Source organism: Pseudomonas sp. Bc-h (assembly GCF_002080045.1).
Taxonomy (GTDB): Bacteria; Pseudomonadota; Gammaproteobacteria; order Pseudomonadales; family Pseudomonadaceae; genus Aquipseudomonas.
In genome coordinates this window covers 438,204-458,172 of sequence record NZ_MUIN01000006.1, presented here as the reverse complement: position 1 = coordinate 458,172, position 19,969 = coordinate 438,204, and the positions used below count along the sequence as shown (strand labels likewise).

The window sequence follows — 19,969 nt, the reverse complement described above, 5'->3', positions numbered from 1 at the left end:
TGCATTATGCGACCGGCGCCCCAGGGAACCGGCGATCTCAAAGACGGCCTAATATGCGTTATCAATTGTCCCCGCGTCGAATCAGCATGAAGCAAATTTTGCCCAGCACCACCCTTGCATTACTCATTGGCCTGGCTGCATTGCCAATGTCCAGCAGTTCATTCGCAGCCAACAGCTGGGATAATCTTCAACCTGATCGCGATGAGGTCATCGCCAGTCTGAATGTCGTGGAGCTCCTTAAGCGCCACCATTACAGCAAGCCGCCGCTGGACGACAAGCGCTCGGAAATCATCTATCAGAGCTACCTGAAACTGCTCGACCCTGCGCGCAGTTATTTCCTGGCCAGCGATATCGCTGAGTTCGACAAATGGCGTTTTCAGTTCGACGACTTTCTCAAGAGCGGCGATCTGAACCCGGGATTCACTATCTATAAGCGCTATCTGGACCGCATCAAGTCGCGTCTGGATTTCGCCTTGGCCCAGTTGAGCAAAGGCGTCGACAAGATCGACCTGAACACGCAGGAAACCCTGCTGGTCGATCGCAAGGACGCGCCATGGCCGAAGAACGAAGCCGAACTGGATGACCTGTGGCGCAAGCGCGTCAAGGACGAGGTTCTGCGCCTGAAGATCGCGGGCAAAGACCCGGCGAAGATTCAGGAAACCCTGACCAAGCGCTACAAGAACCAACTGGCGCGTCTGGGTCAGACCCGCAGCGAAGACATCTTCCAGGCTTACCTGAACACCTTCGCGATGTCCTACGATCCGCACACCAACTATCTGTCACCTGACAGCGCTGAAAACTTCGACATCAACATGAGTCTGTCGCTGGAAGGCATCGGTGCCGTCCTGCAAAGCGACAACGACAACGTCAAGATCGTGCGTCTGGTTCCGGCCGGCCCTGCCGCCAAGACCAAACAAGTGGCGACCGCCGACAAAATCATCGGCGTTGCCCAGGGCGACAAAGAGATGGTCGACGTGATTGGCTGGCGTCTGGACGAAGTGGTCAAGCTGATCCGCGGTCCGAAAGGCTCTGTCGTGCGTCTGGAAATCATCCCGGCCAGCAATGCGCCGAACGATCAGACCACCAAGATCGTGTCGATCACTCGCGAAGCCGTGAAGCTTGAAGAACAGGCGGCCAAGAAGTCGGTCCTGCACCTCAATCAGGATGGCAAGGACTACAAGCTGGGCGTGATCGAGATCCCTGCTTTCTACCTGGACTTCAAGGCCTACCGTGCCGGCGACCCGGAGTACAAGAGCACCACGCGCGACGTGAAGAAACTGCTGACCGAGCTGCAGTCGGAGAAAGTCGACGGCGTGGTCATCGACCTGCGTAATAACGGCGGCGGTTCGCTGCAGGAAGCCACCGAACTGACCAGCCTCTTCATCGACAAGGGCCCGACCGTTCTGGTGCGTAACGCCGACGGTAAGGTCGACGTGCTGGAAGATGAAAACAGCGGCGCGTTCTACAAGGGCCCGATGGCGTTGCTGGTCAACCGCCTGTCGGCCTCGGCTTCGGAGATTTTCGCCGGCGCCATGCAGGACTATCACCGCGCGTTGATCATCGGTGGCCAGACCTTCGGTAAAGGCACCGTGCAGACCATTCAGCCGCTGAATCATGGCGAACTGAAACTGACCCTGGCCAAGTTCTACCGGGTTTCCGGTCAGAGCACCCAGCATCAGGGCGTACTGCCGGACATCGCGTATCCGTCGATTATCGACACCAAGGAAATCGGCGAAAGCGCGCTGCCCGAGGCGATGACCTACGACACCATCAAGCCTGCGATCAAGCCGGCGGTGGATCCGTTCAAGCCATTCCTGGCCCAGTTGCAATCACGCCACGACGTGCGTTCGGCCAAAGATGCCGAGTTCGTGTTCGTCGAGCAGAAGCTGGCACTGGCCAAGAAGCTGATGAGCGAGAAGACCGTCAGCCTCAACGAGGCCGAGCGTCGCACCGAGCACGCCGACGTCGAGAGCAAGCAGTTGGTGATGGAAAACACCCGTCGCAAGGCCAAGGGCGAAGAACCGCTCAAAGAGCTGAAGAAAGAAGACGAAGACGCGCTGCCAGTGGATGACGACAAGACCAAACCGGAAGACGACGCGTACCTGTCGGAAACCGGGCGGATTCTGATCGACTATCTGGGCCTGAGTGGTTCCGTCGCAAAAAAGTAAAACAGTGATCTGCTCGTCATGAAACGTGACGAGTGGTGAACTCTTGATGAAACAAGGGGCTCGGCGCCAACGCGTCGAGCCCCTTTTTCTTGCCCCGAGATTGCCATAGCGTGACCGAAAAGCTGAGCGTGTGAGGGCAATCCTGACCTACCCCCCCAACTGGCGCCGGTATGCCATCTGCTCCTGATGTGCCATCTCCTGCACCATCGCCTTCAATCGCACCACACTCCCCGGCAGCTTCTGCGCCAGACGCGCCAGTGACAGTGGCGTCAGCGCACCGAGCCTGGGGTAGCCGCCGATGGTCTGGCGGTCGTTGAGCAGGACGATTGGCTGGCCATCGGGCGGGACCTGAATGGCGCCCAGCGGAATGCCTTCGGAGATCATCGGTTTGCCTTGATAGACCAACTCCGGCCCCAGCAGGCGCATGCCCATGCGGTCGGCACGGCTGTCGAGGGTCCAGTCGCTGTTGAAGGCGTCGAACAGACTCAAGCCGCTGAACTGGCCGATCTGTGCGCCGAGCACGACGCCCAGTGGGCGGGCGTCGTCCAGGTCCGGGATCAGATGATCGGGTAACGCCTGCAATTCGAACGAGGCGCCGGAATAGCGCAGTGGGTCGCCTTCCCCCAGCGCCTTGCCATTGCCTTCCAGGCCGCCAAGCCCTTCGCGAACCACCGTCGCTCGACTGCCCAACACTTCGACAGCATCGAACCCGCCAGGCGCTGCGAGATACGCGCGGGCGCCGGTCAACGGTTGAGTGAAGCGCAATTGCTGGCCCTTGCGCACGAAGAAGCTGCGCCAGGGGGCAAGCGAGCGGTCGTCGAGCAACGCGCCAAGATCAGCTCCGGCCAATGCCAGGCAGCAATCGGACTCGGCGATCAGGGTCAGTCCGCCCAGGGTGATTTCGATGACGGCAGCATCCAGTGGGTTGTTCAACAGTTTGTTGGCCCAGGACATCGACACCCAATCCAGCGCCCCGCCCTGTGTGACGCCCAGATGGCGCACACCGAATCGGCCAGCGTCCTGCAACAGACACAGCGGCGTACTGCTTTTTACGGTGAGTACACTCATGCCAGCGCCTCCAGCGCGGTGTCGTCGCCACCCAAACGAATGAATTCTGCATGCTCGACTGGCTCGAAGCGCACCGTATCGCCGGGCTGCATCAGGCTGTAGCCGTCGAGATCGCGGTCAAACAATTTGGCGGGGGTGCGACCGAGGATGTTCCAGCCCCCGGGAGACTCCAGCGGATACGCCGCTGTCTGCCGCTCGGCGATACCGACACTCCCGGCCGCCACGCGTTTGCGCGGGGTCTTGATGCGCGGTGCGGCGAGGACTTCTTCGACCAGCCCCATGAAAGCGAATCCGGGCGCAAAGCCCAAGGCGAACACCTGATATTCGCGTTGGCTGTGGCGACGTATGACTTCCTCCACAGGCAGCCCGCTGCGCCTGGACAGCAGCGTCAGTTCCGGGCCGACACTCAGGTCGTACCAGACCGGCAACACGTGTTGCTTGCCGCCCCTTGCTGCGTCGGGCGACAGATCAGTGAGCGCCTGGGCGATCACTTCACGGGCCTTGCGCGGGTCCAGCTCCATCAGATCGTAATGCACCATCAGCGTGGTGTAGGACGGCACCAGATCAATCAAGTGCTCACCGAAGCCCTCACGCAGACGCAGGCTGGCGGCGAGCATCCATGGCATGTTGGCTTCATCGATGGCATCGAACAGACGCACCATCAGACAATCGATCGCGACGACTTCGATGCGCACATTCATGAGGCGGACGTCTTACCCAGGGCCTGACGGATGCGCTGCACGGCCGCAATGGAGCTGGCGTTGTCGCCATGCACGCAGAGGGTGTCGGCGTTGAGCAGCAGTTCGCTGCCGTCGCTGGCAATCAAGGCCTCGCCACGGGACAGGGTCAGCGCTTGGGCAATGATGGTTTCAGGATCGTGATGCACAGCACCGGGCAGGCTGCGGGAGACCAGACGTCCGATGCTGTCGTAGGCGCGGTCGGCAAAGGCCTCGAACCACAGCGTGACGCCAAATTCGTCGCCTATGGCCTGGGCTGCGCTGTTGTCGCGCATGGCCAGCAGCATCAGCGGCAGCTCCGTGTTGTAGCGAGCGATGCCTTCGATGACCGCGCGCAGTTGAGTCGGGTTGGCCATCATGTCGTTGTACATCGCCCCATGAGGTTTGACGTAGCTGACGCGACCGCCCTGCGCTCTGGCTACACCGTCCAGGGCGCCGATCTGGTAATGCAGCAGGTCTTGAATCTCTTGAGGCGAACAGGCTATGGAGCGGCGGCCGAAACCTACCAGATCCGGGTAGGCCGGGTGCGCACCGATGGTCACGTCGTGGGACAGGGCCAACGCCACGGTCTTGCGCATGACACTGGGATCGCCCGCATGAAAGCCACAGGCGATGTTGGCGCAGTCGATGTACGGCATCACTTCAGCATCCAGACCCATGGTCCAGGCGCCGTAGCTTTCTCCGATATCACAATTCAATAACAGGCGGCCCAAGGGTGTATCTCCCGTGCGTATGAATGTTGGGGACGAGGCCTGAGTCTACGCGCGAGAAGCCTGCCTTTGCAGCGCTGAAACGAGCCCGAAAACAGCATCAACGCCAGTCGCGATTGACCTGCCGCACGTGGTGTCGGCCAACGAACACCCAGTCGATGAACAGCACGAAGCTTTCGATGACCAGCGAGAACAGCAGCGCGCACACCAGTCCCCAGGCGATGACTTCCGGCGACAGCAGTACCTGCCAGGTGTAGCCGTTCCAGGTTTCCGTGCGGATGTCCGGATCGGCGGCGGTTAACACGTGATACGCACGCATGTACCACGGGCCTTGCAGTGCCAACCATTCGCGATCGAGGGTCTGGGTGCGTGTCAGCAGGTTGTTGATGTTGTCGGCATCGGTGCGGAACACCGGATCATCACTGCTGCGGTAATGCTGGATCAGCGCCTGCACGTCGCCCTTGAAGAAACGCTGAGCAGTGTCGTTATAGCCGCCGAGGCTCTTCTGCGCCTCGATCAGATGCGCTTCGACACGCTTGCTGTAATCGCTGATGAAGCCCGGAATCTGCACGCCGATCAACAGGCCTGCCGTGAACAACACCAGTCGCAGATAGCTTCGCAGCATAGGTCCCTCTCTGTCAGGTTCGGCCTTCGGCCACACATTCGCCGCGACGCCACAGGCTCCAGTGGCCGGGCTCGTAGCGATTCCATGTTTCGTTCTCGGTCAACGGCTCGGTGGCGATGACCGTGACCACATCGTTGGGCGTGGTTTCTGCCTGGAAGTCGACGATCACGTCCACATCCTTCAACCGCGCCGGACCGAAAGGCGCGCGACGGGTGATGTGCACCAGCTTGGTGGAGCAGAAACAGAACAACCAGTCTCCGTCACTGAGCAAGCCGTTGAAGACGCCTTTGTTTCGATACTCGCTGCAGGCTTCGACCAGCGTCGGCAACAGCTGTTCGATCTCGACAGGCTCAGGAAAACCTTCGCGCACACGATTCAACAGATCGCAGAACGCAGCTTCGCTGTCGGTATCGCCCACCGGCCGGTAGAACGTGGCGCGGGGATGAAAATCCGCGAGCTGACCGTTATGGGCGAAACACCAGTTGCGCCCCCACAGCTCACGGACGAAAGGATGGGTGTTGGACAGGCAGACCTTGCCGACATTGGCCTGACGAATATGGCCGATGACCACTTCGCTCTTGATCGGATAACGCTGCACCAGCTGTGCGACTTCAGACTCGCTGCTGGCGGCAGGGTCCTGAAACAGACGCAGACCGCGACCTTCATAAAAACCGATGCCCCAACCATCACGGTGGGGGCCGGTGCGACCGCCACGCTGCATCAGCCCGGTGAAGCTGAACACGATGTCGGTCGGTACGTTGGCACTCATGCCCAGCAGTTCACACATGGTGAGGTCTCGATAATGTCAGGGCGTGCGGCGGATTACAGCTTCGGTTCGACCCGATAACGACCGCTGGTGCCACCACTGCCGCCATTGGCTGGCGCAGCAGGCTGGCTGGCATAACGGCTGGAACCTTGCGCGGCGAACGGCTCGTCGTCCTGCTCTGCCTGCTTCTGCTCGGCGGCAGCCTGTGCGGCAGCGGCGTCGGCGTGGGCCTGACGGGCTTTTCTCTTGCGCAGGAAAGGCAAGCGGATAAGCGCGAAGATGACGTACAGGCCCAGGCCGACAGCGCCATAGGTGGCCAGGTCCAGCACTGCGCGCCAGACGTTGCTGCCCACCTTGAAGGCCAGATCCAGCACGCTGATCGCCAGGGCCGGGGCGTACTTGTCCTTGACTGGGTCGATGATGGTCGGGCAGAACAGCAGGACGGCGCCGATCACCCAAAGCGGTTCGCGCAGGTAACGCCACATCCAGCCGGTCAGCTTGAACCACACCAACAGACAACCCAACGCAGCGAATGCGTAAAGGCCCCAGGCAATCAGATAGTCGTTGTCGGTCATGACGTCCGTGGTAAGGCAGGTAAAGAGGCGCTTATGATAACGACTTTTCACCAGCCAAGCTTCCCCGGCTTCAGTTATCGGTCCGCGGCGCCTCTGCACGGCGCAATGCCTGACCGAATCAGTTCATTTGAGAGAGCCCAGCATGCCGACTTCCAACAGCACCTCCAGCGCCCCCCTTGCCCGCAAGGCTGAGGGCGCCGATCCGTATGCCTGGCTGCAGAATCGCGACACCGACGAGGTGCTCGATTACCTCAAGGCCGAAAACGACTATCAGGAGCAGCAACTGGCCGATCAGCAGGCACTGCGCGAGACGTTGTTCCAGGAGATCAAGGGCCGAATCCTCGAAACCGACTTGTCGCTACCGTCGCCATGGGGCCCCTACCTGTATTACACCCGCACCACTGAGGGCGACGAGTACGCCCGGCACTACCGCTGCCCGCGTCCGGAGGATGACTCGCAAACGGTGGACGAGAGCGCCGAGGAGTTGCTGCTCGACCCTAACGTACTGGCCAATGGCGGCTTTTTCTCCCTCGGCGCCTTCAGCATCAGCCCCGACCACCAGCGCCTGGCCTACAGCCTGGATACCAGCGGCGAAGAGGTCTATCAGCTGTACGTGAAAGAGCTGAGCAGCGGCGACGTGACCAGCCTGCCGTTCGAGGACTGTGACGGCAGCATGACCTGGGCCAATGACAGCCAGACCCTGTTTTTCGGCGAACTGGACGACACCCATCGTCCGCACAAGCTCTATCGCCACACCCTGGGCAACGACTCTGCCGATCTGGTGTTCAACGAGCCCGACGGGCGTTTCTTCCTGCATTGCTACCGCACCAGCTCCGAGCGCCAACTGGTGCTGGCGCTGGACAGCAAGACCACCGGCGAGTCCTGGGTGCTGGACGCCAGCAAGCCTGAACAGGCCTTCGTCTGCATGGCGCCGCGCAGCGAAGGCCATGAATACTCCGTGGATCACGGCTTGATCGACGGCACCTGGAGCTGGCTGATTCGCAGCAACCAGACCGGGATCAACTTTGCACTGTTTCATGCCCCGGAAAAAACCAGCGGTGTGCCGGAGCGCAAGGAGTGGCAGACGCTGGTTGCCCATAGCGAGACCGTGATGCTCGATGGCTTCAGCCTCAACGCCAAGGGCCTGACGCTAAGCCTGCGTGAAGGCGGCCTGCCGATTGTCGAAGTTCACCCACAAGGCTTGCCGGCCTATCGCGTGCAATTGCCGGATGCGGCCTACAACCTGTATGTGCAGGACACCCTTGAATTCGACAGCGACAAGATCCGTCTGCGCTATCAGTCGCTGAACCGGCCGCCCCAGGTGCGTCAATTGTCGTTGGCGACCGGGGAGCAGATCGTCCTCAAGGAAACGCCGGTTCTCGGCGTATTCGACGCCGATGCCTACGTCGGTCAGCGCCTGTGGGCGACTGCGGCCGATGGCACTCAGGTGCCGATCAGCCTGGTGGTCAAGCGTGAACTGGCTGGCCAGCCGGTGCCCCTGTACCTCTATGGCTACGGCGCCTATGGCGAGAGCCTGGACCCGTGGTTTTCTCACGCGCGCTTGAGCCTGCTGGACCGTGGCGTTGCCTTCGCCATCGCCCATGTGCGCGGCGGCGGCGAACTGGGCGAGGCCTGGTATCGCAGCGGCAAACAGGAGCACAAGCAGAACACGTTCAGCGACTTCATCGCCTGTGCCGAGCACCTGATCGCGCAAAATTTCACCAGCGCCGACAAACTGGTGATAAGCGGCGGCAGTGCTGGCGGATTGCTGATCGGAGCGGTTGTGAACCAGCGGCCCGAGCTGTTCAAGGCGGCGATTGCCGAAGTGCCATTTGTCGACGTGTTGAACACCATGCTCGACCCGGATCTGCCGCTGACCGTCACCGAATACGACGAGTGGGGCAACCCGCAGGAGCCCGACGTATATGCTCGCATCAAGGCTTACGCGCCTTATGAGAACGTCAGCGCACAGGCTTATCCCGCGATGCTGGTGATCGCCGGGTATAACGACAGTCGTGTGCAGTATTGGGAAGCGGCCAAGTGGGTGGCAAAATTGCGCGACACCAAGACCGACGCCAATCTGTTGCTGCTCAAGACTGAACTCGGTGCCGGGCACGGAGGCATGAGCGGCCGTTATCAGGGATTGCGTGACGTAGCGCTCGAATACGGTTTTATCTTCAAGGTATTGCAACTGGCCTGAGGAACTCCCGGGCGGCCATTTGTCATATCAGACGGCTCCCGGACGCTATGTCATCCGGGGCCGTTTCAAGAGTCAGGCGTTTCCGTTTTTCTACTTCAAGCCATCGAACAAGAACATCACATGCCAACACCGTCATCACTGAATAACGAAATCCGCGAAATGCTGATGGACTGCGGACTGTTCCTGGCCCTGACGCCAGCGGATTTCTCCGCCGCAGCCGGTTACTTCAGCATCAGCAGCATCGACAAGAGCCAGCCCATCTTCAACGAAGGCGACGCGGGCACCTTCATGTGCATCATTCATTCGGGCACGGTGTCGGTGCAGAAGCTCAACGGCGAGGGCAAACAGGTCGAAACCGCGACCCTGCGCAGCGGCCGGGCGTTCGGCGAAATGGCCGTGCTGGACGGCGAACGCCGCTCGGCCAGTTGCATCGCCGCATCGCCCTGCTATCTGTTGAATCTGGGCAAGGATTCGCTGGACAAGATGCTCAACGACGCCCCGAAAGTGGCAGCCAAAATCATCCGCGCGATTGCCGTGGCAATGTCCAAGCGTCTGCGCATGATGGATGGACAGGTGCTGGCCCAGCAGGAATGACGGCCCGACTCAGGGATTGGGCTTGGCTGGAGGCGGCAATCCCGGCAGCGGCTCATCCTGTTTTGGCGGCCCGGGCTGGGGGATTTTCGGCAGCAAGGGTGGGTTGCCCTGCCCGCCCGCGCGCGGCACGCTCGGCGGTGTCACTTGTGGATAAGGTGTCGGCGTGGCCGTACCGGGCGAGCCGGACGTCGCGGCGATCGGTTCAGGGGTGTTGAGGACAGGTTGCAGATTCTCGGCAAAAGCCTGCGACGCACCAAACATCATCAAGGCAATCGCCGCTAGAATGGACCGCTTCATCGTTGGCCTCCACTGCCAATCTTCTACTGTGACGCTCAGGCTACTCCTGCCCGGCGCTTCGTGCGCTGACAAATTGATCTCACAGAGCCATGCCATCACCGAGTCTTCCATGAAACGTTTCGTTCTGCTCGACACTACCCCCATCCCTCACGGCGGCGCGCTGTGCCTGTTCGAGTACGGCGAAGACTTCGTGATCAAGATCCAGGGCGGCGATGGCGGCCAGCTGATGAACACGCGAATGCACGGTTCCGAAGACGCGCTGGCAGAAATCCCCTGCAAAAAGGTCGCATCACGCCTGAACCCCCGCGTACTCATCGGCGGCCTCGGCATGGGCTTCACCCTCGCCTCGGCGCTCAAGCACCTGGGCAAGAACGGCGAAGTGGTAGTCGCCGAACTGGTGCCCGGCGTGGTCGAGTGGAATCGCGGGCCATTGGGTGAGAAATCGGGTAATCCACTGCAGGATCCGCGCGCAAAAGTCGTCGTTCAGGACGTTGCACAGGTATTGAAAAGCGAGCCGCAGGGGTTCGATGCGATCATGCTCGACGTCGACAACGGCCCCGAAGGCCTGACCCAGAAAGCCAACAGCTGGCTGTATTCGTCAGGTGGTCTTGCGGCCTGTGCCCAAGCTTTGCGGCCCAAGGGCGTGCTCGCGGTCTGGTCGGCAAGCGCTGACGCCGCCTTCAGCGACAAACTGCGCAAGGCCGGTTTCAAGGCTGAAGAGGTCAAGGTCTATGCCCACGGCAACAAAGGCACGCGGCATACGATCTGGATTGCAGAAAAAGTGAAGGGCTGAGAGACGAGCAAAGCGCTAGACTTGCCCCATTGCCAACAGAACACGAAACAGGTGACACCATGAGCTCGGGAACCCCGACCAACACTTCCAAGCTGGACCGCATTCTCGCCGATGCCCAGCGTGACCGCGAAATGGGTTATCGCGACAAGGCACTGCGCATGTACCCGCACGTCTGCGGCCGTTGCGCCCGGGAATTTTCCGGCAAGCGCCTGAGTGAGCTGACCGTGCACCACCGCGATCACAACCATGACAACAACCCTCAGGACGGTTCCAACTGGGAACTGCTGTGTCTGTACTGCCACGACAACGAACACTCGCGTTACACCGATCAGCAGTACTTCTCGGACAGCTCGCTGAGTACGCCGAAAGCGGCCAAGGCAACGCACAACCCGTTTGCCGCGCTGGCCGGGTTGATGAAAAAAGACGAATGACCCTACACCTGTAGCAACGGCTTGCCGGCGGCAGCGTCTTTGAGATCGCCACCGCCGGCGAGCCGTCCTGCTGCAGGTGCACCCACAACATTGCGTAACCTCCCGTATAATCCCGCGCTTTCTCTGATGAGCACCCTCCCCCGTGGCCAACAAACGCTATGCCTGCATCGGCTTGTATAACCCCAAGTCTCCGGAAAACGTCGGCTCGGTGATGCGCGCGGCAGGCTGTTACGGCGTCGCGTCGGTGTTCTACACCGGGAAGCGCTACGAACGGGCGCGGGACTTCGTCACCGACACCAAGAAAATCCATCAGGACATTCCGCTGATCGGGATCGACGACCTGAAAAAAATCATTCCTCTGGGCTGCATCCCGGTGGCCATCGAGCTGGTGGAAGGTGCGCGCCCGTTGCCCGAGTACACCCACCCGGACCGCGCGATCTACATCTTCGGCCCCGAAGACGGCTCCCTCGACAAAGAGATTCGCGACTGGTGCGAGGACGTGGTGTACATCCCCACCACCGGCTGCATGAACCTGGCCGCGACCGTCAACGTGGTGCTTTACGACCGCATGGCCAAGGGCAACAACACGCGCTCCGGCCCGCAGTTCGGCCGCGAAACCGACCGCACCTGATCGCCTCGCCGCGACAAACTCATTGAACAGTTTGCCTTGGAGACAGTCAGCTTTAAGGACCCTATTTCTTCATGGAGAACGCATCATGAGCGATACCCCGATCCTTAAGCGCGTCGAACGCACTCTGCACGAGGCCCCAGAGCAGAACGTACAGAGCTGGGAGCGAATCGGCTCACTGGCGGGCGGCGTATTGATGATGGGCAAAGGCCTGCGCCGTGGTGGAATCTTCGGCCTCGTTCAACTGGCTATCGGCGGTGCGGTGCTGGCTCGGGGCATCACCGGGCACTGCTCGGCCAAGTCGCTGCTGGAAAAGAGCCGCAGCGACATGGACCTTGCCCGCGCCCGCATCGAACAAGCCGGCGCCGAACTGAGCAAACTCAAGACCAAGGCGGAAGTCGCCGCTGAAGAAGCTGTCGTACAAAGCATCGATGCGGTGAAAGGCCCCAAGGGCGTTTAAACAGCCGTTACTCCCATCTGCAGCAGTCCGATTTGCCGGCGGCAGCGGTATCAATGACGCCGCCGCCGGCAAGCCGAACTGCTGCCAGATATAAACGCCCAGCTACTGCAAGAGCGGCGTACTCAACACCTTCGAAGGCTCGCCGATCACTCCGGCGGCGATCTGCACGAAATCCGCGGTGCTCACCGCCCCCATGCGCATCAACCCCTGAGCCACATCATCCAGCGACTTCTGCTCGTTGGTCTGCTGGCGAATTTCCTGATCCAGCGCCGACATCAACAGCGCGGCACGAGCCGTCATGGCCGGGTCGACGTGATTGGCTCGCAACGTCGTGACCTTGCGGCCGACGCGGGTCAGGATCGATTGCCAATCCTGGAAGCGATCCTCGGTCATCCCCCCCGCCCGTCGCAGCAGTTCCACCGAGTAATACTCGGCAATCCCTGCGCGAATCCAGTCGCTGCGATCACGGTCCTGAATGCGCGCCATGACCTGCACCAGTTCCCGCAGCAAAGGGCTGGCGCCGCTTTCACTGATCAACGGACGGTTGCTGTTGAGGTAGATCGAGTCATGCCCGGCACTGGCATTGCGCGCCATCGACTCAGCCGCGCCGACCACCAGCAACTTGCCCGGCCTACGCGGGAACACCGCTTGCAGTTTGGGCCAGACGAATGTCATCAACGTCAGGGTTTCCATCCGGCGCATGCCTTGCCCTTTCGGCGCACTGACCGTCACATCGGTGTCGCCCAGATGCGCGCGGCGGTTGATCAGGTTACCGGCAAGCATCCAGCCATTGGGGCGATCAAACAGGCGCGACGAATCATCGATCCGGAAACGGTTCTTGCCGACGCGCGGCCAGGACGTTTCGACGTACTTCCAGCCCGGCGGCAGATCGACTGTCAGCCGGGTTTGCAGACGCACGCCGTCCTGCTGATCCAGACGCGCCCTGGGCACCAGATCTTCGCCACGAAACAAGGCCCAGTCCTGGGTCACGCGGCTGTCGTAGCGCGGCTTCTCCGACGCTGCCGTCACCGAAGGGCGATTGAGATGCACGCGCCAGGTCAAGGTTGCCTTGCCAGAAGCAGGCTTCCAGATGCCCCGCAGTGTGCTGTCAGCCTGCCCCGCTGTCGTAGCCCATTGCCCATCTGCGCTGAAATCAGTGAAGTAGCTCTTGTCGCCCAGATCGAGATCCAGGCTGCGTACAGCGGAGCCTTGCTCAAGGGTCAGCCGAACCTCTGCCTCACCGCTCTTTGGCAGCAAAGTGACGTGGTAATCCAGATCGACCTTTTTCGCCGCCCACGACGGCAGACTCACGGCGAGCAGAACGGCACACAGCGCCAGTTTGAAACCCACGGATAGACCACTCCTGTTGCGACAGGCTCAAGGATCGGGAGACGAACGTTGTGATGCAGCGAGTTGAATCAGCCAGCGCGAAAGATCAGATAATCTTCCCAGTCATCTTCGGCCACGTTCTTTTCACTGAGCATGCGGCCCGATTGCGAAATGCGTTGTTTGTGCACCTGCTCACGATCACCACACACCAGATGGTGCCAGAGCGGCAGGTCCTTGCCTTCGCTGACCAGACGATAACCGCAGGTCGGCGGCAGCCACTTGAATTCATCGGCCTGACCGGGCGTGAGTTGAATGCAATCGGGCACCTGGGCCTTACGATTCGGATAATCGGTGCACTGACAGGTCTCAAGATCCAGCAGCTTGCAGGCGATGCGCGTGTAGTAGACGCTGCCGTCGTCCTCATCCTCGAGCTTTTGCAGGCAGCACAGACCGCAGCCGTCGCACAACGACTCCCACTCGACCGAATCGAGTTGATCGAGGGTTTTGCGCATCCAGAACGGTTCGACTAAAGCTGCCATGATTTCGCGGGGATCGGTATCGGGTAATGAAAAGGCCGCCAGTCTAGTGGCACATCGCACGTGGGCCAAGCGCTGGCGACTGTCGGTAAGCATAGACTTGTCAGCGAACAGCCGGCGCAGTAGCTTTATGCCTTCGCGAATGCAGACCAGAGCGTCTCTCGCGCAACCCGCAACACCTTCCGTTTTCGACGATGCCTGCCGTCCACGGCCCATCTGATTGATCCCGCAGGCGCCGCACGCGGCCTGCGGTTTATCCACATCTCAGGATTCCAGTTCCCATGAGCGCCAATTCACGCGTTGCCGATTACGCCATCCACCCGCAATTCACCGATCGCTGGTCGCCTCGTGCCTTCACTGGCGAAAGCATTCCACAAGAAACCTTGCTGAGCTTCTTCGAGGCTGCCCGCTGGGCGCCTTCGGCTTACAACTCGCAGCCCTGGCGCTTTCTCTACGCGCGTCGTGATACGCCGAACTGGGAGCGGTTTCTCGGTCTGCTGAACGAATTCAACCGTGGCTGGGCGCAGCATGCCTCGGCGCTGGTGATTGTCATCTCCAAGACCACCTTCACGGCGCCAGGCGCCACCGAAGAGACGCCTGCGCTGTGGCACACCTTCGACACCGGTTCGGCGTGGGGCCATCTGGCGCTGCAAGCCAGCCTGAGCGGCTGGCACACCCACGGCATGGCCGGTTTCGACCAGGAACTGACGCGCAAGGAACTGAAGATCCCGGAAGGCTACGCACTGCATGCAGCCGTGGCGATCGGCAAGCTGGGCGACAAGGCCACCCTGGCCGAGTACCTGCAAGCCCGCGAAACCCCAAGCCCGCGTCGGCCGCTGGCGGAGTTGGCGGCTGAAGGCGATTTCAGTTTGTAAAACCGCTCTCGACCTTGGTTTAGTGCCATAGACTCGGTTCATCGAGCGATGGAAATACTTGTGGGAGGGAGCTTGCTCGCGATGCCCCCACTCAGTCACTGCAATGGTGTCTGACATGCCGCTATCGCGAGCAAGCTCCCTCCCACATGCCCCTCATTGAATGGGCTGACCCGACATTGAAGCCGTGGTTATCCCTGTCTATTTAATACCCCTTCGCGAAATCCACTTCCCCGCGCAACGCCTCGCCCGCGGCATAGGCCTTGAGGTTTTCTGCAAACAACTGCGTCATTGCCGGTGGCGAAGTCGGGGCCGAGCTGTGGCCGGTCAATAGCAGGCCCCAAGCAGTCCAGAACGGGTGGCGCTGCGGTAATGGTTCCTGACGGCAGACGTCGATGACAGCCCCCGCCAGATGGCCTTCCTTCAAGGCCGAGACCAGATCGGCATCAACCACCGCCACACCACGCCCGACGTTGATGAACAACGCCGACGGTTTGAATTGCGCAAACAGCTTTGCGTCATAGATATCGTGGGTCTGAGGGGTGTTGGGCAACAGGTTGATGACGAAGTCCACCTCCCCCACCAACCGAGGCAGGTCCTCCAGCGCGCCCACTTCAATGAACGGCGCCTGGGTGCGCGCCGTCGAGGCGATGCCATAAACCTCCACGCCAAAAGGCAGCAGGAACTGCGCAACGGTGACACCAATGTCCCCGGTGCCGACAATCAGCGCCTTGCGCCCGGCCAGGCTCTGGCCCATGCGGTCGTCCCACTTGCGCTCGACCTGGCTCACCAGCCGCGCCAGCACTTCACGCTCGTGCACCAGCATATAGGTCAGGACGAACTCGGCCATCACCTGACCGAAAATGCCCACCGCTCGGGTCAATCGATAGTCACGATTCAGACCCGGGGCGAGTAACGGCGTGATACCGGCCCAGGTCGATTGCAACCACCGTGGTTTGTGACCCTGACGCAAGAGGTTGGCCAGCAGATCCGGCTGCCCCAGCCAGATCGGCGTGTCGGCGGCCATTTTCGACAGCTCGGCGGAATCGCCGCTGCTCAATACTTCGATGTCCGGAGCCGCCTTGCGAAGCAACTCGGTATAAACAACGTAATCGTGTTCGGCGATCAGAACGCGCATGGATTCAAAACTCAAGAAAACAGGACATGCGACCGTGCGTAACCTCTGGTGCCCACTGCTTTGAAGACAGGCGGGTCAGCCCAGACGCAGACAGCGGTCCGGTATACCCCCGCGATGGATTGCGGGGTCGAAAAACAGATCAGACCGGGTCGTTGCGGCGCAGCAACTCTTCGGGCAGGTGCTCGATGTACTCGTCTTCGGCCGGCGGCATCTGCAGGTGATAACCCTGCTTCTCCAGGTTGGCCAGTACCGTGTGGATATCCTCACGGGCCAGAGCACGCTCGGGCGTGAGGACCAGATCGAAGGCGTGCTGAGGTTTGCCGAAGGCGCTGAGCAGTTCGACCGGGACGCGCTCGAGCGCATCGCTCTTGAGCACGTAAAGGTACATTTCGTTCTTGCGCGGGCTGCGATAGATGGAGCAAATACGTTTCAAGGCTGTTCTCCGGCATTGGTCAGGCTGTCGAGCAGCGTCTGACCCATCAATTCGCGGCGCCAGCCACGCAACGAATCGGGCAGTTTATAGGGACCGTCTGGGTAACCGGTCTTGAGCAGGGCTTCGAGAGTCTTCTTGCGCAGCATCAGCTCCGGCGCCATGTCCAGGCGCTCGGCGTGCTGCTGGCCAATGGCACGCAGGCTCTTCAATACATTCGAGGCTTCGATGGGCAGCGGCTCGGGCAAGGCCGGTGGCCACAGGTCCTGGGACACGCTGCCGGCTTTCTTGATCAAGTCCAGCAGAAACTCGCCGTCCTGACGCACGGTTTTGGGGTGCATGTCTTCGATTTTCGCCAATGCGGCGAGGTTGTCCGGTTGGGTCCTGGCCAGAGGCCACAGCGAATGTTCACGCAATACCCGGTTACGCGGCTGATTGCGCAGGCGCGCCTGTTGCTCGCGCCAGGCGCAGAGTTCGCGCAGTACGTTCAACTGTGCACGGGAGAGTTTCCACGCCAGTTTGGCCTCGCGGTAGACCTCGTACGGATCGGTTTCGCGACGCAGATTGGCGACAAGCTCGGCACCGTCTTCCAGCACCCAGGCATTCTTGTCATCCGACAGACGCGGGCGCAGCAGGCTGTAGACCTCGGCCAGGTGTACGGCGTCTTCTGCGGCGTAGCTGATCTGCGTCTCGGACAGCGGGCGTTGCAGCCAGTCGGAACGGGTTTCGCCCTTGGGCAGCTCGATGTTCAGCACTTCCTGCACCAGACGCGAATAGCCCATCGAAAACCCGAGGTTCAGATAGGCAGCGGCCAGTTGGGTGTCGAACAGAGGCACCGGCAGGCTGCCGGTCAGGCGCAACAGGACTTCAAGATCCTCGCTGCAGGCATGCACCACCTTGATCACGGCGGGGTTTTCCAGCAACGCAGCCAGCGGTTTCCAGTCGTCGATCAGCAGAGGGTCGATCAGGTAAGCGCGTGAGCCATCGCCGATCTGCAACAGGGCGGCAATGGGATAGAAAGTGTCGACCCGCATGAATTCGGTGTCGAGCGCGACAAACGGCAGTGTCTGCCACTGGGCGCAATGTTGGGCGAGGCTGTCGTCGTCGCGAATCCAGTGAATATCGATGGCCACACGGCTCTCCCTTGAAGAATGGCGCGCAGTATATATCGCTATAGGCGTTTACCGGGCATCCGTCCTGCAAGTCTTGAACAACTTCATCTTCGTGTTTATCGATCTGTCACTTTCTTGCGACCGTCCATCGGATCAGTCGCCCATCTTGCGCAGGACATAAACGCGCCACATTGCATAACCCGGCAGAAAATCATGATGCCGGACGATGCGGAAGCCAGCGTCCGCAAACTCCGATTCAATCTCGGCGCGGCACACCACAAAGCGGTTACGCACCACAGGCGCGCCCGCATCATCAAGACGGCTGCCCTCCTGACGCTTGCGACGCCAGGATTTGACATTGCCATCGACCCACAACGCGACAATCACGGTGTCGCGGGTTACTCGATGAAACTCTTCCAGAATCGCCCTGCGCTTCTCACTGCCGGCGACGTGATGAAAAAGCCGCATGCAAAAGATGCAGTCCACCGCGTTAGACGACAGGGCAATGGAGAACGCCGAGCTCTGGAAGGTACGAATGCGCTCGCGGACTTGCGCAGACGATTGCGCTTCGGCGATCTCCAGCATGTCAGTCGAAGGGTCCGCCGCAAGGATCACCCGATTGCTGTGTTCGGCCAACACCGGCCAGAAACGTCCGGAGCCCGCAGGCAGATCCAGCACCAGGCCAGGCTCACCTGCATCACGCAAGGCATGGCGGGCCAGTTGGGCATCCCGCCACAGACTCAAACGTCGCGCCAGGCCTTGTTCATGGCGTTGAACGTACTGCTGAACCTGACGTTTGTCGTTCGCTTGGTCACTCATTGGCCAGTACCCCGTCCGTATAAATCCCCCGACAGCCGGCGAACATGTCCAGCGCCGGGTTGTAGACGCTGGTGTGAACCTGCAGTAAGCCCAGCATGGAGTGGAACAGATTGTCCTGGCTCAACGGCGCATTGCGTTCTTTTTGCAGACAGTGCGTGTCAACAGCGAACGACTGCTGATAGTTGTCGGAGAACCAGGCAATCATCGGCACATGTTTTTGTTGGTCCGGCGCCAGCATGTAAGGGGTACCGTGCAGAAACAGATTGTATTCGCCCAACGACTCACCATGGTCGGACAAATACAACATGGCGGTGTCGACCGTGTTCTGGTTATTGCGCAAGATATCGATCAGCGACGCCAATACATGATCGGTATATAACAAAGTGTTGTCGTAGCCGTTGACGATACTTTCCCGCGAGCAATTGTTCAGCGCGTTGCTTTCACACACCGGGGTAAACTTTTCGAACGCTTTCGGATAACGCTTGAAGTATTCAGGGCCATGACTGCCCATCTGGTGGAGTACCAGGACCGTGTCCTTATCCAGGTGATCGATGAAGTTCTGCAAGCCTTGCAGCAGGATCTCGTCTCGGCATTCATTGTTGGCGCACAGCACAGGGTCCTTGAGGTTGCTGACATCCTGCAGAGTCACTCGATCACAGGTGCCTTTGCAACCTGACTGGTTATCACGCCAGATCACATCGAGGCCTGCGCGCTTGAGCACGTCGAGCATGCCTTCCTTGTTTCTGGCAGTGCTGGCGTCGTAATCCTTGCGCCCCATATTGGAGAACATGCATGGCACCGAGACAGCCGTCTCGGTCCCGCAGGAATGCACATCGGTAAAGGTCAGCAGCCCACGCTCTTTCTTCAATTGCGGCGTGGTGTCGCGGCTGTAGCCCAGGATGCCAAAGTTCTCGGCGCGGGCACTTTCACCCACCACCAGCACGGTCAAGGACTTGCGCTTGTGTTGCTGCCAGTCACTGGCCAGTGTGGCGTCCTGACCGATACTCACGAATGGCTGTTGCGCCGATTTCACCTGTTCGCTCAAATACCCCACGGAGGCACCAATGTAGTTGCTCGGCACCACCATCAGCCGCAACTCATGGTGATTGCGAAACAGCGAAGAAAGCCCTTGATAATTCAACAGCGCCACGCCGCCGATAGCAGCAGCGCATACGGCACTGACCACCACCTTGCTCAGCACTTCGCGAGGCCAGCGACGATAATTGACCGGCACCTTCCACAAAATGACCGACGGCAACACGCCCAGAAACAGCAAGTAAGCAGCCAGTTTCAATGACAGCAGATCGCGCACTTCAGTCGCATTGGTTTCCGCGAAATTACGGAACATGCCAGCATCGATCATGACGCCATATTGACTCATGAAGTAAGCAACGCCGGCGCTGATCATGAACAGCGCGATCAACACTGGCTTCAATACTTTCTTGAAGGCAAACAAAGTCAGAAAGATATTGAAGGCACAAAAGATCATCAGCGCAAAAGCACCGCGCAACAGCAGCCCCTTACCGTTGAAATCGGTAATGGCGAACAGGTGCTGCCAGAGCGTCAGGTTAAACCCGAGCAACAGGAAAACACTGGCGAGCGCGGTCACCAGCTCCGGGCGGACTGCTTTTAGGTTCGGCATGAGGGTCTGCTTGGCTGAAAAAGACAACGTCGATCAAGA

The 19,969-nt window shown here is 60.2% G+C and carries 22 protein-coding genes; 8 read left to right on the top strand and 14 right to left on the bottom strand.

All coding sequences use genetic code 11. The features are described 5' to 3' along the window. The first annotated feature begins 86 nt into the window (after window positions 1-86). Window positions 87-2,168 carry a carboxy terminal-processing peptidase gene (locus BWR59_RS12685; protein WP_178111225.1) on the top strand — a complete coding sequence of 694 codons (2,082 nt, stop codon included), beginning with the start codon at window positions 87-89 and terminating at the stop codon, window positions 2,166-2,168. A gap of 147 nt (window positions 2,169-2,315) precedes the next feature. Here the strand turns inward: BWR59_RS12685 and BWR59_RS12680 are convergent, their stop codons facing one another. The 6 genes from BWR59_RS12680 to BWR59_RS12655 all read right to left on the bottom strand — a co-directional run bounded on the left by BWR59_RS12680 (window position 2,316) and on the right by BWR59_RS12655 (window position 6,649). Then, entirely contained in the window at window positions 2,316-3,236 is a 921-nt protein-coding gene (locus BWR59_RS12680) for a biotin-dependent carboxyltransferase family protein (RefSeq protein WP_081565968.1), read from the bottom strand. Beyond that, a complete protein-coding gene (locus BWR59_RS12675) occupies window positions 3,233-3,937 on the bottom strand; it encodes an allophanate hydrolase subunit 1 (protein ID WP_081565967.1) in 705 nt (234 codons plus the stop codon). Before BWR59_RS12675 ends, BWR59_RS12680 begins: the two co-directional genes overlap by 4 nt. Continuing rightward, the gene (locus tag BWR59_RS12670) at window positions 3,934-4,686 is read right to left on the bottom strand and encodes a 5-oxoprolinase subunit PxpA (RefSeq protein ID WP_081565966.1); all 753 of its coding nucleotides are present in this window, start codon (window positions 4,684-4,686) and stop codon (window positions 3,934-3,936) included. The genes BWR59_RS12675 and BWR59_RS12670 overlap by 4 nt, the downstream gene beginning before the upstream one ends. A gap of 97 nt (window positions 4,687-4,783) precedes the next feature. Next, window positions 4,784-5,308 (bottom strand): DUF2937 family protein, encoded by a 525-nt coding sequence (locus tag BWR59_RS12665; protein ID WP_081565965.1) that lies wholly within the window; start codon window positions 5,306-5,308, stop codon window positions 4,784-4,786. A gap of 13 nt (window positions 5,309-5,321) precedes the next feature. Continuing rightward, window positions 5,322-6,095, bottom strand: coding sequence for a class II glutamine amidotransferase (locus BWR59_RS12660; RefSeq protein ID WP_081565964.1), 774 nt, complete (start codon window positions 6,093-6,095; stop codon window positions 5,322-5,324). Window positions 6,096-6,130: 35 nt separating this feature from the next. Next, window positions 6,131-6,649, bottom strand: a complete 519-nt coding sequence (locus BWR59_RS12655) for an MFS transporter (RefSeq protein ID WP_081565963.1) — start codon at window positions 6,647-6,649, stop codon at window positions 6,131-6,133. A gap of 142 nt (window positions 6,650-6,791) precedes the next feature. Between BWR59_RS12655 and BWR59_RS12650 the strand changes: the two genes are divergently transcribed. Together BWR59_RS12650 and BWR59_RS12645 are read left to right on the top strand one after the other, a co-directional pair. Further along, the gene (locus tag BWR59_RS12650) at window positions 6,792-8,849 is read left to right on the top strand and encodes a S9 family peptidase (RefSeq protein ID WP_081565962.1); all 2,058 of its coding nucleotides are present in this window, start codon (window positions 6,792-6,794) and stop codon (window positions 8,847-8,849) included. A gap of 120 nt (window positions 8,850-8,969) precedes the next feature. Continuing rightward, complete coding sequence (locus tag BWR59_RS12645) at window positions 8,970-9,443, top strand: cyclic nucleotide-binding domain-containing protein (protein ID WP_081565961.1); 474 nt, start codon at window positions 8,970-8,972, stop codon at window positions 9,441-9,443. Window positions 9,444-9,452: 9 nt separating this feature from the next. On the opposite strand, the gene BWR59_RS12640 is transcribed toward BWR59_RS12645, so the two are convergent. After that, on the bottom strand, window positions 9,453-9,740 hold the full coding sequence (locus BWR59_RS12640; RefSeq protein WP_081566037.1) for a hypothetical protein: 288 nt from the start codon (window positions 9,738-9,740) through the stop codon (window positions 9,453-9,455). 109 nt (window positions 9,741-9,849) lie between these two features. Here BWR59_RS12640 and BWR59_RS12635 point away from each other — a divergent pair, with 109 nt between their 5' ends. The 4 genes from BWR59_RS12635 to BWR59_RS12620 all read left to right on the top strand — a co-directional run bounded on the left by BWR59_RS12635 (window position 9,850) and on the right by BWR59_RS12620 (window position 12,052). Then, window positions 9,850-10,533: an MnmC family methyltransferase gene (locus tag BWR59_RS12635; RefSeq protein ID WP_081565960.1), complete on the top strand. Its 684-nt coding sequence runs from the start codon at window positions 9,850-9,852 to the stop codon at window positions 10,531-10,533. 59 nt (window positions 10,534-10,592) lie between these two features. Further along, entirely contained in the window at window positions 10,593-10,964 is a 372-nt protein-coding gene (locus tag BWR59_RS12630; protein WP_081565959.1) for a YajD family HNH nuclease, read from the top strand. A gap of 142 nt (window positions 10,965-11,106) precedes the next feature. Continuing rightward, window positions 11,107-11,595, top strand: coding sequence for an RNA methyltransferase (locus BWR59_RS12625; protein ID WP_081565958.1), 489 nt, complete (start codon window positions 11,107-11,109; stop codon window positions 11,593-11,595). 85 nt (window positions 11,596-11,680) lie between these two features. Beyond that, complete coding sequence (locus tag BWR59_RS12620; protein ID WP_081565957.1) at window positions 11,681-12,052, top strand: DUF2892 domain-containing protein; 372 nt, start codon at window positions 11,681-11,683, stop codon at window positions 12,050-12,052. A 102-nt stretch (window positions 12,053-12,154) separates the two neighbouring features. Here BWR59_RS12620 and BWR59_RS12615 read toward each other — a convergent pair whose 3' ends face one another. Both BWR59_RS12615 and BWR59_RS12610 read right to left on the bottom strand, forming a co-directional pair. Then, window positions 12,155-13,402 carry a hypothetical protein gene (locus tag BWR59_RS12615; RefSeq protein WP_081565956.1) on the bottom strand — a complete coding sequence of 416 codons (1,248 nt, stop codon included), beginning with the start codon at window positions 13,400-13,402 and terminating at the stop codon, window positions 12,155-12,157. A 68-nt stretch (window positions 13,403-13,470) separates the two neighbouring features. Further along, window positions 13,471-13,920 carry a YcgN family cysteine cluster protein gene (locus BWR59_RS12610; protein WP_081566036.1) on the bottom strand — a complete coding sequence of 150 codons (450 nt, stop codon included), beginning with the start codon at window positions 13,918-13,920 and terminating at the stop codon, window positions 13,471-13,473. A 278-nt stretch (window positions 13,921-14,198) separates the two neighbouring features. On the opposite strand from BWR59_RS12610, the gene BWR59_RS12605 reads away from it, so the two are divergent. After that, complete coding sequence (locus BWR59_RS12605) at window positions 14,199-14,792, top strand: nitroreductase family protein (protein ID WP_081565955.1); 594 nt, start codon at window positions 14,199-14,201, stop codon at window positions 14,790-14,792. A 202-nt stretch (window positions 14,793-14,994) separates the two neighbouring features. On the opposite strand, the gene BWR59_RS12600 is transcribed toward BWR59_RS12605, so the two are convergent. The 5 genes from BWR59_RS12600 to BWR59_RS12580 all read right to left on the bottom strand — a co-directional run bounded on the left by BWR59_RS12600 (window position 14,995) and on the right by BWR59_RS12580 (window position 19,930). Then, window positions 14,995-15,927 (bottom strand): D-2-hydroxyacid dehydrogenase, encoded by a 933-nt coding sequence (locus tag BWR59_RS12600; RefSeq protein WP_081565954.1) that lies wholly within the window; start codon window positions 15,925-15,927, stop codon window positions 14,995-14,997. A gap of 139 nt (window positions 15,928-16,066) precedes the next feature. Continuing rightward, window positions 16,067-16,360: a YcgL domain-containing protein gene (locus tag BWR59_RS12595; RefSeq protein WP_081565953.1), complete on the bottom strand. Its 294-nt coding sequence runs from the start codon at window positions 16,358-16,360 to the stop codon at window positions 16,067-16,069. Next, the gene (gene rnd / locus BWR59_RS12590; protein WP_081565952.1) at window positions 16,357-17,490 is read right to left on the bottom strand and encodes a ribonuclease D; all 1,134 of its coding nucleotides are present in this window, start codon (window positions 17,488-17,490) and stop codon (window positions 16,357-16,359) included. Before rnd ends, BWR59_RS12595 begins: the two co-directional genes overlap by 4 nt. 132 nt (window positions 17,491-17,622) lie before the next feature. Then, the gene (locus BWR59_RS12585; RefSeq protein ID WP_081565951.1) at window positions 17,623-18,288 is read right to left on the bottom strand and encodes a class I SAM-dependent methyltransferase; all 666 of its coding nucleotides are present in this window, start codon (window positions 18,286-18,288) and stop codon (window positions 17,623-17,625) included. Next, a complete protein-coding gene (locus tag BWR59_RS12580; RefSeq protein ID WP_081565950.1) occupies window positions 18,281-19,930 on the bottom strand; it encodes a phosphoethanolamine--lipid A transferase in 1,650 nt (549 codons plus the stop codon). Before BWR59_RS12580 ends, BWR59_RS12585 begins: the two co-directional genes overlap by 8 nt. Window positions 19,931-19,969 lie beyond the last annotated feature (39 nt).